We start from the raw sequence: 15,622 nt of genomic DNA, 5'->3' as shown, positions 1-15,622 counted from the left end.
CCACCCGCTACGACAAAACCGCCCAGTCCTACGAAGCAGCCGTCACCCTCGCATCACTCCTGATGTGGGCGTGACATTTGACGACAGGCCCTAGGTCGTGCTCGCCGAGCCAGAGTTCCTCGGTCGACAGGTCGTCGTAGTGGTACAGGGCGATGAGGTAGTCCTGGACCCGCCGTTCCCGGTCCATGCCGTGGAGTACGCCCAGGACGTACACGACGACGGCCAGGCAGACAACATCACCGGTCTGCTGAGACTGGCTGGAGCGGGAGCTGCCATGGGTGCGGCGCCCGGAAGAAGACGAGGACTCCGGCCTCGGCGGGCGTGAGCCGCAGTCCACCCCGCTCTCGGACCCGTATGCGGGTCTTCCTGGCCAGGCACCACGAAGGCTTGTCTGCCGAGAAGTTGTTGGCGAACATCTCCGTCTCCATGCTCTCGGAACTACTCGGTGCTCTGCGCACCCGCACCGGCAAGCGCGGCGTGTCCGTCTACGCGACCGCAGCAGTCCGGCCCAGCCGGCGATGGACGGCCTCGCCGAGATCGTGGCTTCCTGCGAAGCCGAGCTCGAACCGCTGAGCGAGAACGAAGTTCAGGCCGCGCGCAGCGACCTGTTCGGTGTCACACCGGCGCCGTACGCACCCGGCGACAGCGCCGCAGGAAGGGACCCGCGGCCAGGTCCCTGGTTCTGGCTCTCAGGCGCTGTCGTCGCTGCTCCTGCGCAGCGACCGACAGATGGTCATCCGGATCAAGGCCGCCCTGGTGCGTAGGCGTGCCCGTCCTCGTGTCGGCCCTGACGGTGGTGGAGGCCGTCGTCGGGACGACAGAGACCAGCCGGGCGGTCTCTGTCTTCGGGAAGACAGAGACCGCCCGGCTGCGCTGAGTGCTCTCGCGACTTCAGGTCCACGACGTCACCCAGGGGGACAACCTCACCGCGGTGCAGCTGCTAAGTGATGCCGGCGGCCTGTACGGCCACAAGTACGCCATTGGCGCTCTCGTGGCCGCGATGGCGCTCCGCTCCGCAGCTCCACTGGAACGCGGCCTTCGACCGCGACGACTGGTCGAAACTGTGCGGCGACCGCGTATCGATCAAGCTGTCTGAGCTCGGCGTCCGCCCCTTGACCGGAGGTGTTCAGTCAGTTCACGCGGACGGTGGCGTCGTCGATCAGGAAGGACTCTGCGGTGAGGCCATGGGGGCGAGCTTGTTGGACTCGGATACTGCCGCGATCCAGGAGAATTCGTTGTTGTCGCTGAAGTAGTAGTACGTGGAGCCGTTGGGCATCATCGCGACGGTGATGCCTCCGTATCCGGACATGAACGGTACGTGGAACGGCTGGGTGTAGGCGGGGTTGTCTGCGGCCGTGAACTCCCGGCCCCAGAAGCCGTTCTGGTAGCGCATCGGTGTGCTGCCGGTCGTCGTGGCGCCGCGTTCTGACGGGTTCTGCTGCATGGAGTCGGCCAGCAGGCCCGGGTGCAGCACCTGGGTGCCAGCCACCGCGCCGGCATCGTTGTTCAGGAACTTGGCGAACTTGGCGACGTCGTCCTTGGTCCAGAACATCCCGTACCCGCCGAAGGGGACGCCGGCCGCGCTGTTGTCCGTACGGGAGGAGACGCGGGCGTCCGGGCTGATGCCGATCGGGGTGAGGACCTCGTCGCGGAGCATGTGGAACAGGTCCGCGCCGGAACCTGCCTTGTTCTGGAGGTAGTTGTTCATGGCGCGGGCCGCCAGGAAGGTGTCGGAGGAGTGGTAGACCCACTTGCTGCCCGGGGTGGCCTTGCGTGGGAAGGACAGCGCCTTGTCCATCTTGGTGGCGTAGGGCTCGGCGAGGAAGAAGTCGGTCATGGTGCTGCCCGACTCGTCGGTCTCGTAGAGCGCCGAGGTGTAGTTGCCGGTGGTCATGTCCAGGGCGTGGCCGACGGTGACACCCGACCAGGCACTCTTCCCGGCGGATTCCGCTATCAGGTCGGTCAGTCGCTGGTCCGCGACACCGGTGCCGTAGCGCTGGGCAAGCCGAAGCAGGGCGGTGCCGGCGAAGGCGGACTTGGCAGTGGAGTAGGAGGGCAGCAGCATCTGCCCGCAGAACGGGTACTGGCCACGCCTGGTCTGGCAGCCGCCGACGTAGTTCACGCCGTCGTAGTAGAAGCCGTAGGTGCTGAGCGCGGTGGGGGTGATCCCCGCGCCGAACTTCGAGGTGTCCACGCCGGCGCCGGGGTGGTCGGTGGCGAGCTGCGCGATGGGTTTGGTGGGCAGCCGGCCTGCGACCTCGGCCGCGTAGGCGGCGCGTGCGGCTTCGCCATCGGGAACGGTGCCCGGCTGGTAGGTGGCGGCCACCTGGCCCCACATGTCGAACTGGTGGTAGGCGCAGGTTTCCGCGGTGATCTGGTAGCGGACCTGGGAGATGGAGGATGCGTCGAAGAGGAAGGAGAGCACCCCGTTGTGCACGCAGTTGGCGTTCCGTTCGACCAGTGCGAAGGGCAGCGCGGCGCGCGTGCGGCCGCCGTCGCCGTCTTCCTGCCAGGCCCGGCCTGCTCCCACGGCGAGGTTCCAGGAGGCGTTCCCGGTGTAGCGCAGCCCGCGCACGGTGGGGATGAGGTGGCTGCCGTTCTGTACGAGGGTGGCGCTGAACGGGGGGAGGTGCTTGGTGGCCTCGGTGCGGGAGTAGCGGTTGGGGTCCTTCAGCTTGCGGTAGCCGCCGGCCGTGGCGGTGCCGTTGAGGGTCAGAGTGCCCTCGAAGGTGTGTGCGGGCGGGGCCGCCTCGGCGGGCAGAGCGAAGGCGCTGTCTACGACGGTGTCGGTGGGGGTGGCGCTGGAGAGCTGGGACGCGGTGAGGACCGTGCGGGGCACGGCGCCGTTGCCGGTGAGCGGGTCGCCCGGCACGGGGGCCGCGCTTTCGGCGAGCGCGGGGGATGGAGCGGTGAACACGCCGGCGAGCAGCACGGTGAGCAGTGCCGTGGCCGTCGCAAGACATCGCATGGCGCGTGGGCGGCGGGTGGGCGGACTGGAGGTCATGGACGTCCCTCTTCCGGACGGGGTCTGTTGTTGCGGCATGGTGGGTGCGCGCAGCGAGAGCTGTCCAATGCCTGTCAGGACTCGCCATGGTGTCTCAAAAGCATCGGGGCAGGTTCTCCGGCGGAGTGCGCCGCATTGCGGGTCGGTAGACGAGAAACCAGGTCCGCGTGAACTCGCCGAGAACGCCACAGCTGACCTGCCACCCAGATCGGATGCTGCTCGAATCGCCGGGTCCAGCTGTCCGGGCGAGACCACGCCGGCCTGCGGGGTCGGCAAGCGGCTGGGCGGCTCGCTGTGCATGTCTTCGACGAGCTCGGTGTACCGGAAGGCGCCGATCGCCGGTGGCGCAACCGCATGACCGAGAGGCGGGTGCGTCGTGCGCTGGAGTACCAGGACCGGGAAGTCGACCTCCTGAGCAGGCTCACCGTGCGAGGGTCGCGGGGATGTTCCGGTGGTTGGTGCCGTCCTCGGCTGGGCCGCCTGGCACAGCAAGCAGGCGGAGGATTCCCGATCCCGAACCGACGCCGTCATCGACGGCAGCCGGCTCCGTATGGGCCCGGCACCGCTGGACGGGGTGGAGCGCCGACGACCGGCGATGGTGCACCCACCTGCTCGACACCACGGACCAGTGCCGGAATCCGTGGATCAGGTCGAGCGATGGGTCTGCGAACAGCGCGCCGTGTTCCCGTCCGGCCGTCTCCCTCTGTCGCGGGGCCGGCTGGACCAGACACCATCCCAAGCTGGCCACGACTCCTGAACGGCTTTCGCACCAGAACGGCCCAATGCCGGCAGGTTCAGCTCCCCGCTGCCTGCGGCCCGTACTGCTCGACGCAGAAGCGTGCCAGGCCGGTGGCGAAGGACTCGATGGTGCGCAGCGCGTAGTGGCCGGCGTCCCAGGCCGCGTGCAGCCGGATCTGCAGGGGCTCCCCGTGCCGGTCGAGGATCAGCAGGGGGTGCAGGCCGAAGCGGGGGTCGTCGGAGACGACGGCGATGCCGTGACCGGAGGCGGTCATCGCCTGGGCGACCTGCGGGGTGTCGCACTCCAGGACGATGTCGAGGGAGCTGCCCGCGTCCTGTACCGCCTGGTCCAGGATGCGGCGGGTGCCGTGCGCGAGGGTGAGGACGATCAGCGGCTCACCAGTCAACTCCTGGATGGTGATCCGGTCCCGGCTTGCCCAGGAGTGTGAGGGCGGCACGTAAGCCCACAGCGGCAGCCGGGCTACGGGCAGGCCGGCGTAGCGGTGGCGCGGCGGGGCTGAGGAGATCGCCACGTCGGCGCCCCGGGTAAGGGCCTGGTAGGCGCGTACCGGGCTCTCCGCCTGCACCGTGACCAGGGGGTCCTCTGGACCCCAGGTGGCCAGGAACGGGGCGATCACGTCGGTGATGGTGGTGGCGGGGGCCGCCACGGTGAGCCGCATCGCCCGCCCGGACGCCAGCGAGCTGGCGGCGGCGAGGGCGGTGTCGGCGCGGGTCACCAGGTCCCGGGCGAGGGGCAGGAATCGGCGGCCGGCCGCCGTGAGTTCCATCCGGTTGCCCGTGCGGTCGAACAGTGTCACTCCCAGGGACGCCTCAAGTCCCCGCAGTTGGCGGGAGAGCGAGGGCTGGGCGATATGGACTTCGGCTGCCGCCTTGGTCACCGAGCCGCTCTCGACGACCGCCAGGAAGTAGCGCAGCACCCTCAGCTCCACAGCGAACCTCCAACCCATGCCTCGCAGGCATGAAAGTCAATCCCATCAAGTATTTGAGGTTATAGCTCACCCGGCCCATTGTTGCCTCACTGTGAACAGCCGGCGAATGCGCCTTCCTGAGGAGCGAACTCATGGCCACGTCCCGAAGAACACCCGCCGCCGCCGCTCTGGTGGCCTGCGGCCTGCTCGCATCCGCCTGCAGCGGTAACGACAGCGGCACCGACAGCGGCACCGGGCAGATCCTCAATGTGGCGACCACCGCCGAGGTGACGACCTGGAATCCGGTGAAGTCCTTCTCCACCGAGGTCTACTACCTCAGCAACGTCTACGAGCCCCTGCTGTGGATGAACCCGCCCGGCTCGAAGGAGCGCTTCCGCCCCGCCCTCGCCGAGCGCTGGTCGTCCTCCGCCGACGCCAAGACGTGGACCTTCTATCTACGCAAGGGGGTCACCTTCCACGACGGCGAGCCGATGAACGCCGCGGCGGTCAAGACGTCCCTGGAAGCCTCCGCCAAGGACGGCGGCGCAGCCTTCATCTGGTCGGCGCTGGACACCATCGCGACACCGGACGAGCACACGGTCGTGCTCAAGCTGAAGAGCGCCGCCCCGGTCGACATGATCGCCTCGTCCATGTACGGGGCGTGGATCGTCAGCCCCAAGGCCCTGGCCAGGGGCGACGACTACTTCACCAAGGGCGTTGACGCAGGCACCGGTCCGTACCGGGTCTCGGAGTACCAGGCCAAGAAGAGGGTCGTACTCAAGGCGTACGACAAGTACTGGGGCGGCTGGAAGGGCGAGCGCTACCGCACGGTCGTCGCCAGGATCACCGCCGAGCCGACCGCGCAGGAGCAGATGCTCCAGTCCGGCCAGGTCGACTACGCCGCCGCGCTGCCAGTGGAGAACGTCGCCCGGTTCAAGAAGGACAAGCGCTACACCGTCACCGAGTGCCCCACCTTCCAGAGCCACACGGCCTTCTTCAACACCACCAAGGGCCCGCTGAAGAACGTGAAGGTACGCCAGGCGCTGGCGCAGGCCATCCCGTACGACGACATCGTCAAGGTGGGCACCGAAGGCTTCGGCGCCCGCGCTCGCGGCGCCGTACCGGTCGGCGCCTTCCCCTACGACGAGCAGCTGCCGCAGACGCCGTACGACCTGGAGGCCGCCCGTCGGCTGCTCACAGAGGCCGGATACGAGGGCGGCAAGGGCCTGAAGCTGACCCTCAGCTACGCGGCGGAGAACGCACAGCAGGCCAAGTACGCCCCGCTGATCAAGGACTCCTTCGCCAAGGTCGGCGTGTCGGTCGAGCTGCAGCCGATCCTGTTCAACCAGCAGTGGGAGAAGGCCAAGGCGGACCCGGCCAAGGCGCAGGACATCTTCCTGCTGATGTACTGGCCGACCTATTCCGACGCCGGCTCGGACAACCTGGTCTCGCTCTTCCGCAGCAGCGACAAGCCGTTCTTCAACCTCAGCTACTGGAAGGACGCCACGTACGACAAGCTCGTCGACGAGGCCGGCACCCACACCGCCACCGACCAGGACAAGGCCGCCGAGCTGTACGGCAAGGCGCAGCGGCGGCTGCTGGAGCAGGCCCCCGGCGCGTTCCTCTACGACATGCGCACCCCGGTCGTGATGAACAGCGCAGTCAAGGGCTTCTCCTGCAACCCGAACTACTCCTTCTCCATGCCCTTCCACCAGTTGCACCGCGGAGCCAGCTGATGCCGCGCTTCCTACTGCGCCGACTGCGGGGCTCCCTCCTCGTCCTGCTCGGGGTCAGCGCGATCACCTTCGTCATAGCCCGGGTGATCCCCTCCAACCCCGCCCTCACCTACGTCGGCGCCAAGGCGACGCCCGAGGAAGTCGAACGGGTGACACACGCCCTCGGCCTCGACCAGCCGCTGCCGGTGCAGTACCTGTCGTATCTGCGCAATGTGCTGACCGGGGACTGGGGCACCTCCATCGCCACCAAGCAGCCGGTCCTCGGCGAGCTCGGCGACCGGCTGCCCGCCACCCTCGAACTCGTCGGCGCCGCCATGGCGGTGGCGCTGGTGCTGGGCGTCACGCTCGGCTGCATAGCTGCGGTGCGACCCGGCAGGCTGATCGACCAGGCGGTGCGGCTGCTGTCCATCGCGGGCGTATCGGTGCCCGCCTTCTGGCTCGGGCTGCTGCTCCAGCTGCTGGTCTTCGGCCGCTTGGGACTCCTGCCGCCCACCGGACGCATCGACAGCGACCTGGAGTTCACCGCGCCGATCCACTCGATCACCGGACTGAACACGGTGGACGCGCTCCTCACCGGCAACGGGGCGGCGCTGGCCAGCGTCTCGGCGCACCTGATCCTGCCGGCCCTCACACTGGCCGCCTACCCGCTCGGCGTCGTGGCCCGCATGACCCGCACCAGCATGCTGGAGGCGCTCCAGCAAGACCACATCCGCGTCGGCCGCGCCTACGGCGTCCCCGAACGCACCCTCGTCTGGCGCGTCGCCCTGCGCAACGCCCTCCCACCCACCGTCACGGTGCTCGGCCTGACCGCCGCCTACGCCCTGACCGGCGCGTTCTTCGTCGAAGTGGTCTTCGACTGGCCGGGCCTCGGCCAGTACGCCTCCTCCGGCCTGCTGAGCCTGGACTACCCGGCGGTCATGGGCGTCACCCTCATCGGCGCCGTCGCCTACGTTCTCGTCAACCTCGCGGTGGACCTCGTCCACGCGCGCCTCGACCCGCGAGTGAGGCCGGCATGAGCCACAGCCCGCAGACCATCCCACCGCGCAGCGCCCGCTTCACCGCCCTGCTCCGCGACCCGCTCGCCGTCCTCGGCCTGGTGCTGCTCGCGGCACTGGTCGCCGCCGCCCTGCTCACCCCCTGGCTCGCCCCGCACCCTGATCAGGGCGCCGGAGCCGCCGAGGTCGCCGCCCGCCACCTGCCACCCGGCGCCGGCCACCTGCTCGGCACCGACAACCTCGGCCGCGACGTGCTCAGCCGCATCATCTACGGTGCCCGGCCGGCGCTGACCGTCCCGCTCCTCGTGGTCGGGCTCGCCGTGCTGGTGGGCGTCCCGCTGGGACTGATCGCAGGCTTCCGCGGCGGGCGCGTGGGTGAGGCGATCATGCGGCTGTGCGACATGTTCCTGGCCTTCCCGCCCCTGCTGCTCGCCATGGCCATCGTGGCCACCCTCGGCCCCGGACTGGAGCACGCCGCCCTCGCGCTGGCCATCGCCTGGTGGCCCTGGTACACCCGGCTGGTCCAGGGCATCACCGCATCCATGCGTGAGCGGCCCTTCGTCGAGGGAGCGCGCGCCCTGGGGCTCAAGGACCGAGTCGTCATGGTCCGGCATATCCTGCGCAACGCCGTCTCACCGATTCTGGTGCAGGCCACCGTCGACATCGGCACCGTGATCCTGGCCGCCGGATCACTGGCCTTCCTCGGCCTGGGCACCCGCCCGCCGCAGGCGGACTGGGGCCTGATGGTCGCCGAGGCCCGCGGCGACCTCCAGACCCACTGGTGGGCGGCGCTCTTCCCGGGCCTGGCGATCCTCCTCACCGTGCTGGCCTTCAACCTCTTCGGTGACGCTCTGCGTGACGTGTTCGACCCACGCACGGAAGCCCGCTCCGCCGCCGCGCGCCGTGGCCTGCGCACACTGGCCGGGCAGGCCGCCGCTCTGTTGCGGCGCCGGCCGGAGGGGAAGGCCACCGACGCGGCGAGCCCCCTGCCCGCCACTGAGGACGAGACCGCGCCCGGCCCGGGCAAGCAGAGCGCAGACGGTCAGGCGGCACCCTTGCTGGAGATCTCCCGGCTGCGCGTCACCATCGGCGACGCTGCCGTCGTACGCGACGTCTCCCTCCGCGTGCGCGCGGGCGAGGTCGTGGGGGTGGTCGGCGAGAGCGGCTGCGGCAAGTCCCTGACCGCCCTCAGTGTCCTCGGCATGCTCCCCGCCGGAGCCGAAACCGCCGGTGTCATCCGGCTCCAGGGCCAGGACCTGCGGGCCGCCGGCTTCCACACGATCCGCGGCCGGAAGGTGGCCATGGTCTTCCAGAACCCCGCCGCCTCATTCGACCCCGTCACCCCGCTCGGCCGCCAACTCGACCGCCTGGTACGCCTCCACCAGGGCGGCACCCGGAGCGAAGCGGCCCAGCAGGTGAGCACCGCGCTGACGGAAGTGGGCCTGGACGCCGAGCGCGTCACACGCTCCTACCCCCACCAGCTCTCCGGCGGCATGCTGCAGCGCGTCATGATCGCCGCCGCTCTGCTGTGCCGGCCCGATCTGCTCATCGCCGACGAACCGACCACCGCCCTGGACGTCACCGTGGCCAAGGAGTTCCGCTCCCTGCTGCGCCGCCTGCAGGCCGAGCACGGCTTCGGAGTCCTGTACATCACCCACAACCTGGGCGAGGTCCGCGAACTGTGCAGCCGGATGTACGTGCTCTACGCCGGTCAGGTCGTCGAATCAGGCCCGGTGGCTGACGTACTGGACACCCCGGATCACCCCTACACCCGCGCCCTGCTCGCCGCCCTCCCCGACCGGGCCGCCCCCGGCAAAGCGCTGCCCTCCATCCCCGGCAGCGTGCCTGACCGCCCCGACCTGCTCACCGGCTGCCCCTTCGCCGACCGCTGTGCCCACACCACCGAGGCATGCGCCACCCCGCCGCCTCTCAACGCCGCAGGAGCGCGGGCAAGCGCCTGCCACCTCACCCAGCCGAAGGGAGTCCCCGCGTGATCCTCGACGTACAGCAGCTCGTCAAGACCTTCGGCTCGCACACCGCTGTCGCCGGCGTCGACCTCAACATCACCGCAGGAGAAGTACACGCGCTGGTAGGTGAGTCGGGCTCGGGCAAGACCACCCTCGCGCGCTGCGTGCTGGGCCTGATCCCGCCCACCTCCGGCACCGTGCACATCGCGGGCCGCCCGCTCGCCGGGCTGCGCCGCAAGGAGTTGCGGCGGCTGCGCCACCAGGTACAGATCGTCTTCCAGAACCCCTACGCCGCCCTCAACCCCCGGATGACCGTCCGGCAACTCATCGCCGAGCCACTGCGCGAAGCCGGCCGGCCTGTCACCGACGTCACTGCGGAACTCGCGCGCGTCGGCCTGCCCGCCACTGTCCTCACCCGCTATCCCCACCAGCTCTCCGGCGGCCAGTGCCAGCGCGTCGCCATCGCCCGCGCCCTCGCCGTCGGGCCCTCGCTGCTGGTGCTGGACGAACCCACCTCCGCCCTCGACGTCTCCGTCCAGGCCCAGATCCTCAACCTGCTGCTCGACCTGCGCGAGCACAGCGACCTCGCCTTCCTCCTCATCACCCACGACTTGGGCGTGGTCCGGCACATCGCGGACCGGGTCAGCGTCATGCTGCACGGCGAACTCGTCGAGACCGGGCCCACCGCCCAGGTCCTGGACTCCCCCCAGCACCCCTACACCCGCAGGCTGCTCGACGCCGTCCCCGGGCTCCGCCCACCGGACGACACCCCGCCGAACACACCCGCAGCCGCCACCGCACAAGGAGCTCTCCAGTGAGCCGAATCCTCGGCGTCGCCCTCGCCCAGGTCGCACCCGTAACCGGCGACCCCCAGGCCACATTCGCGAAGTTCAGCCGCGAGGTGCGCTCCCTCAAAGCCCTCTCCCCGTCCATCGACCTGGTCGTCTTCCCCGAGCTCTACCTGAGCGCCTTCGGCAGCTTCGACGCCCGCCACCCGGCCGGCTACCTCGACCGCCTCGCCGAACCGATCCCGGGCCCCACCACCGACGCGGTATGCCGGCTCGCGGCCGACACCGGGCTGTGGATCGTCCCCGGCAGCATCCCGGAGCGATCGGCCAAGGGCGTCCACAACACGGCCGTCGCCATCTCCCCGCAGGGCGAAGTGGTGGCCTCGTACCGCAAGATCTTCCCCTGGATGCCGTACGAGACCTCCGTGCCCGGCGACACCTACGTCACCTTCGACATCCCCCAGGTGGGCCGCTTCGGCCTGGCGATCTGCTACGACGGCTGGGTACCGGAGATCTCCCGCACCCTCGCCTGGATGGGCGCCGAGGTCATCATCCAGCCCACCTACACGCGCACCTCCGACCGCGAACAGGAACTGGTCCTGGCCCGCGCCAACGCCATCACCAACCAGGTGTACGTCCTCAACCCGAACATCGGCGGCCTCTTCGGCACCGGCCGCAGCATCGCCACCGACCCCGAAGGCCGCGTACTGGCCCAGGGCGGAGCAGGCGAGGAGTTCCTCACCTTCCACCTCGACCTCGACCTCGTGGCCACCACCCGTGAACGCGGCACCCTCGGCCTGAACCCGCTGTGGAAGCAACTGCGCGACGCCCCGCCCCCCTTCCCGCCCGCCACCGAGGGCTACGACAAGGGCCAGATCATGACCGGCCTCGGCCCGCTGCATCCCGCCCGGGCCGGATCGACGGGAGCCTGAGACACCCAGCGGTCCCGCGGTCGCGACCGACAGCCCGGCGCCTGACGACCGGCTCGGCAGCGGGCGCCGAGTCTCCGTTGCCGAGCCCTCCCGGAGCCGCCGTTCAGATACCGCTCCAGCGGTCGGCAGCTGCTCACGAGATGTGGCCGCCCATTGCGCCCGGGTCCGCCCAGTCGCTCCGCCGGGCCTGCCGTCTGCCGCTCATGTGCCCGCCGACCTCCCCGGAGAACACCATGTCCGACCACCCCGCCACTACACACCAGGCCGACCGGCTGCGCGAAGCAGCAGGCAAACACCTGCTCCTGCACTTCGGCCAACACGCGAGCCTGCGCGGCGGCCAGGGACTGTTCCTGCCCGACCGGGCCGAAGGCGTCTACGTCTACGACACGGCCGGAAAACGCTATATAGACGGCCTGTCCGCCCTGTTCTGCGCACAGCTCGGCTACTCCTACGGCCCCGAGTTCGCCAAGACGGCCGAACAGCAGCTCAACCGCCTGCCGTTCAGTACTCTGTGGAACACCGCGCACCCCGCCGCCATCGAGCTGGCCGAGCGGCTTGCCGCTCTGGCACCCGACGGAATCAATCGCGTGTTCTTCACCTCCGGCGGCTCGGAGTCCGTGGAGTCCGCGTGGAAGCTCGCCCGCATGTACCACGTCGCGCAAGGCCAGCCTCAACGCACCAAAGCCATCGCCCGCCGCACCGCTTACCACGGCCTGACCATGGGCGCCCTCGCGTTCACGGGAATCCCGGCGCTCAAGGAACCCTTCGGCGCACCGGCCTTCGAGGTCACCCACGCACCCAACACCAACCGCTACCGCACCACCGACACCGACGAGGATGCCTTCGCCCGGCGGCTGCTGGCCGAGACCGAAGCGGCGGTGCTGGAGGCCGGCCCGGAGAACGTGGCCATGCTGATCGCCGAACCCGTGCAGAACTCCGGAGGCTGCCTCACGCCTCCGGCGGGCTACTGGGCAGGGCTACGGGCGATGGCGGACAAGTACGGCTTCCTCCTGGTCGCCGACGAGGTCATCACCGGTTTCGGCCGCATTGGCGAATACTTCGCAGTGACCAAGTACGGTGCGATCCCCGACATGATCACCACAGCCAAGGGCCTCACCTCGTCCTACGCCACGCTCGGCGCCGTCCTGGTGTCCGACAAGGTCTCCGCGCCCTTCTTCAACGACGGCGTGACCCTCCTGCACGGGCTGACCTTCGCCGGGCATCCGGTCGCCGCCGCCACCGCCCTGACCAACCTCGACATCTTCGAACGAGACGGTGTCCTGGACAACGTCCGCGGCCTGACCGGCCACCTCCACAAGCGGCTCGCCGAACTGACCGAGCTGAGCATCGTGGGCGACGTACGCGGCGACGGCTTCTTCTGGGCCCTCGAACTCGTCGCCGGAGCGGACGGCCGAGGCTTCACCCCTGAGCGCCAGGACGAACTCGTCAAGCAGTTCCTTCTCGCACGCATGCGCGGCCTCGGACTCCTGGCCCGCGCGGACGACCGCGGCGACCCGGTCGTGCAGATCGCACCACCCCTGATCTCCACCCGCGACGAACTCGACCACATCGTCGATCTGCTGGGGCAGGCCCTCACTGATGCGGACCGCTATTTCCTCCACGCCCGCTGACCATCAGCACTCACGCCGCTCGTGTGGAACAGCTTCAAGCCAGACACCTCCCTTCTTCCGGTAGAGGATCGGCATCGTCGGGCGGTGCAGATCTGTTTCCGCAGGGCGCAGACGCCGCGCTGACCAGAGCACGGCTTGTCGCCGCCATCAGGAGGCCGCGCAGAGAGGGCAGGCGTGTGGCTCCGCTCAGAGGCCAAGGTCACTGTCCGTGATCTGCTAGGGGGCGGCAAGGGCGACCGGCAAGATGCCGAGCCTGGATGAGGATGGGGGGAAGCCACAGACGCAGGAGCTGTGTCGGCAGTCGATTCTCCCCGGATTCTCCCCAACGGCCTGCAGGAGGGTAAAAGTCCTGGTCAGGGCGTTGCTGGAGGCAGGTAGACGAGATCACCCGCATCACTTCTCCCCAGGGACTCCCCAGGGCCCGAAATGGGCGGTTCGTGCAGCAGGTGCAGAAGCAAACCACGTGCGTGGTGTAGGTGGGGTCGATCGCTCCCTAGAGCCAGTCCCGCCGCTTGAAAATCACGTACAAACCGGTGCAGACAAGCCCCATCAAGCCGATCGCGAACGGGTATCCGCCCGTCCAGTGCAGCTCCGGCATGGAGTCGAAGTTCATGCCGTAGATAGTCCCAACGAGTGTGGGTGCAAAGAGAATTGCGGCCCAGGCCGAGATCTTCTTGATCTCCTCGTTCTGTTCGAAGCCGGCTTCCGCCAACGCGCGCATTTCCGCGTTCTGTTGTTGGGTGACCAGGGTCGCGTTGACCGTGAGGATGTCCGTCAGGGCCTGGCGGAAGCCGTCCACGCGTTCGCTGGTGTGGGTGACGTGGTCGGCGACGTCGCGGAGGTAGCGCTGGAGTTCCTCGTCCGTGCCGTACTTGGCGAAGCCCGCCATCAGGCCGTGGAGCATGCCCACCAGGGGGCGGGTGGCTCGTTGGAACTCGACCATTTCGCGGGAGAGTTCGTAGATGCGGCGGGAGACCGCCGGGTCGCCGCCGAAGACCTCCGTCTCGATCTCGTCGATGTCGTTCTGGACGCCCGCCACCACCGGGGCGTAGCCGTCGACCACCGCGTCGAGGATCGCGTACAGGACCGCTTCCGGGCCGAGGGCGAGGAGGTCCGGGTCCTCCTCCATGCGGCGGCGGACCGTGGAGAGGTCCGGGGCCGCGCCGTGGCGGACCGTGATGAGGAAGTCCGGGCCCACGAAGATGTGGAGTTCGCCGAATTCGACCTCCTCCTGGGCGTCCAGGTAGCGCGCGGCCCGCAGGACGACGAAGAGGGTGTCGCCGTACCGTTCCAGCTTGGGGCGCTGGTGGGCTTCCAGGGCGTCTTCCACGGCCAGTTCGTGGAGGTCGAACTCCGCTGCCAGGGAGTGGAGTTCCGCCTCCGTCGGGCGTTGCAGGCCGATCCACGCCATGCCGTCGGGGTGCTCGCGCAGCTGGCGGAACGTGTCCGCGAGCGTGGCGGGGGAGGAGACCCGCCGGCCGTCGCGGTAGAGGGTCGCCTGCACCACGCTCGGCCGGTCGGTGGCGCGCGGCGCCGACTCGGGCTCCAGCGGCGGTTCCGGATGGCGGCGCCAGGCCGCGCGGGGACGGCGGTCGGACACGGGCCTTCGCCTCCTATGAGTCGTGTGTGCCGTGGTGGGGGGCGAGTGTGGGGGAGAGTCTGCGGGGCTTTCGGCATGATATATGGCGGTTGTCGGTGCGGCTCGGGCTGTACTTCGGTATTGCGGACCGAATCTGTCCGCAAGGCCCAGTAGTTTCCTCGTATGGCCTCCACGACGAAGCACCCGGTCCTCTCCTCCCGCGCGCTGAACCGCGCCACCCTCGACCGTCAGCTCCTCCTCCGCCGCGCCCCGCTCGGCGTCGAGGACGCCGTGGACCGTCTGCTCGGCCTCCAGGCGCAGAACACCAAGCCCCCGTACTACGCGCTCGCCGCCCGCCTCGACGGGTTCGCGCCCGAGCAGCTGTCCGCGCTCATGGAGTCCCACGCCGTCGCCCGCATCGTGACCATGCGCTCCACCGTGCACACCCACACGGCCCGGGACGCCGTCGCCCTGCGCCGGCTCGTGCAGCCCGGGGCCATCGACCGGGAGCTCGCCATCTTCGTCGGCCGCGGGGGGCTCGACGGCGTCGACCTGGAGCGGCTCGCCGTGCTCTCCCGCGAGCTCGTCGAGGAGCGGCCCCGTACCCCCAAGCAGCTCCGCGACGAGCTCCTCAAGGAGTGGCCCCACGCCGACCCGCAGTCCCTCTCCCTCGCCGCCCGCTGTCTCCTCCCCCTCGTCCAGGCCACCCCGCGCGGCCTGTGGGGCCGTGCCGGGCAGGTCGCCCTCACCACCACCGACGTCTGGTTCGGGGACGCCGTCCCGGCGGAGGCCGCCGACACCGACGAGACCGTGCTCCGCTACCTCGGCGCCTTCGGGCCCGCCTCCGTCAAGGACATGCAGACCTGGTGCGGCCTGACCGGCCTCCGCGAGGCCTTCGACCGCCTCCGGCCCCGGCTGCTGGTGTTCCAGGACGCGCGCGGCACCGAGCTCTTCGACCTCCCCGACGCGCCCCGCCCCGACGAGGACACCCCGGCCCCGCCGCGGTTCCTGCCCGAGTTCGACAACCTGCTCCTGTCGCACGCCGACCGCACCCGGGTCGTCAGCCCCGAGATCCGCTCCCGCACCTGGCAGGGCAACCGTGCCTTCTCCGTCTTCCTTCTCGACGGCCTCGTCGCGGGGCTCTGGCGCCTTGAGGAGACGAAGGAGCGCACCACGCTCACCGTCGAGCCCTTCGCGGCCGTGACCCGCGCCCAGCGCGCCGAGCTCGCCGCCGAGGCCGAGCGGACCCTCCGGGTCATGACGCCGCCCGGCACCCCGTACGACATCGTCCACAAGGAGATCACGCACGATCGGGGCTGATGG

The 15,622-nt window shown here is 69.7% G+C and carries 11 protein-coding genes and 2 pseudogenes; 9 read left to right on the top strand and 4 right to left on the bottom strand.

All coding sequences use genetic code 11. The features are described 5' to 3' along the window. Positions 1-28 precede the first annotated feature (28 nt). Positions 29-187 (bottom strand): hypothetical protein, encoded by a 159-nt coding sequence (locus tag ACFC0G_RS28125; RefSeq protein ID WP_376408001.1) that lies wholly within the window; start codon positions 185-187, stop codon positions 29-31. A 239-nt stretch (positions 188-426) separates the two neighbouring features. Here ACFC0G_RS28125 and ACFC0G_RS28120 point away from each other — a divergent pair. Together ACFC0G_RS28120 and ACFC0G_RS28115 are read left to right on the top strand one after the other, a co-directional pair. Next, positions 427-614, top strand: a pseudogene (locus ACFC0G_RS28120) (hypothetical protein); the annotation flags it as partial. Between the two features lie 62 nt (positions 615-676). After that, positions 677-1,088, top strand: a pseudogene (locus ACFC0G_RS28115) (hypothetical protein); the annotation flags it as partial. A 71-nt stretch (positions 1,089-1,159) separates the two neighbouring features. Here the strand turns inward: ACFC0G_RS28115 and ACFC0G_RS28110 are convergent. Both ACFC0G_RS28110 and ACFC0G_RS28105 read right to left on the bottom strand, forming a co-directional pair. After that, entirely contained in the window at positions 1,160-3,004 is a 1,845-nt protein-coding gene (locus ACFC0G_RS28110) for a hypothetical protein (RefSeq protein ID WP_376407998.1), read from the bottom strand. Between the two features lie 794 nt (positions 3,005-3,798). After that, positions 3,799-4,692, bottom strand: a complete 894-nt coding sequence (locus ACFC0G_RS28105) for a LysR family transcriptional regulator (protein ID WP_376407996.1) — start codon at positions 4,690-4,692, stop codon at positions 3,799-3,801. A 131-nt stretch (positions 4,693-4,823) separates the two neighbouring features. Here ACFC0G_RS28105 and ACFC0G_RS28100 point away from each other — a divergent pair, with 131 nt between their 5' ends. The 6 genes from ACFC0G_RS28100 to ACFC0G_RS28075 all read left to right on the top strand — a co-directional run bounded on the left by ACFC0G_RS28100 (position 4,824) and on the right by ACFC0G_RS28075 (position 12,720). Further along, complete coding sequence (locus ACFC0G_RS28100) at positions 4,824-6,407, top strand: ABC transporter substrate-binding protein (protein WP_376407993.1); 1,584 nt, start codon at positions 4,824-4,826, stop codon at positions 6,405-6,407. Then, positions 6,407-7,423 carry an ABC transporter permease gene (locus ACFC0G_RS28095; RefSeq protein ID WP_376407990.1) on the top strand — a complete coding sequence of 339 codons (1,017 nt, stop codon included), beginning with the start codon at positions 6,407-6,409 and terminating at the stop codon, positions 7,421-7,423. Before ACFC0G_RS28100 ends, ACFC0G_RS28095 begins: the two co-directional genes overlap by 1 nt. Beyond that, positions 7,420-9,396 (top strand): dipeptide/oligopeptide/nickel ABC transporter permease/ATP-binding protein, encoded by a 1,977-nt coding sequence (locus ACFC0G_RS28090; protein ID WP_376407988.1) that lies wholly within the window; start codon positions 7,420-7,422, stop codon positions 9,394-9,396. The genes ACFC0G_RS28095 and ACFC0G_RS28090 overlap by 4 nt, the downstream gene beginning before the upstream one ends. Beyond that, positions 9,393-10,187, top strand: coding sequence for an ABC transporter ATP-binding protein (locus tag ACFC0G_RS28085; protein WP_376407985.1), 795 nt, complete (start codon positions 9,393-9,395; stop codon positions 10,185-10,187). The genes ACFC0G_RS28090 and ACFC0G_RS28085 overlap by 4 nt, the downstream gene beginning before the upstream one ends. After that, positions 10,184-11,089 (top strand): carbon-nitrogen hydrolase family protein, encoded by a 906-nt coding sequence (locus ACFC0G_RS28080; RefSeq protein ID WP_024758428.1) that lies wholly within the window; start codon positions 10,184-10,186, stop codon positions 11,087-11,089. Before ACFC0G_RS28085 ends, ACFC0G_RS28080 begins: the two co-directional genes overlap by 4 nt. A gap of 233 nt (positions 11,090-11,322) precedes the next feature. Next, on the top strand, positions 11,323-12,720 hold the full coding sequence (locus ACFC0G_RS28075) for an aminotransferase class III-fold pyridoxal phosphate-dependent enzyme (RefSeq protein ID WP_376407982.1): 1,398 nt from the start codon (positions 11,323-11,325) through the stop codon (positions 12,718-12,720). A gap of 493 nt (positions 12,721-13,213) precedes the next feature. Here ACFC0G_RS28075 and ACFC0G_RS28070 read toward each other — a convergent pair whose 3' ends face one another. Continuing rightward, a complete protein-coding gene (locus ACFC0G_RS28070) occupies positions 13,214-14,320 on the bottom strand; it encodes a magnesium and cobalt transport protein CorA (protein WP_376407980.1) in 1,107 nt (368 codons plus the stop codon). A gap of 162 nt (positions 14,321-14,482) precedes the next feature. Between ACFC0G_RS28070 and ACFC0G_RS28065 the strand changes: the two genes are divergently transcribed. Next, positions 14,483-15,619, top strand: a complete 1,137-nt coding sequence (locus ACFC0G_RS28065) for a winged helix DNA-binding domain-containing protein (protein ID WP_376407977.1) — start codon at positions 14,483-14,485, stop codon at positions 15,617-15,619. Positions 15,620-15,622 lie beyond the last annotated feature (3 nt).

This window comes from Streptomyces sp. NPDC056169 (assembly GCF_042268445.1).
Lineage (GTDB): Bacteria > Actinomycetota > Actinomycetes > Streptomycetales > Streptomycetaceae > Streptomyces.
The sequence above is the reverse complement of the archived record's forward strand: the minus strand, read 5'-3'. Positions and strand labels throughout refer to the sequence as shown.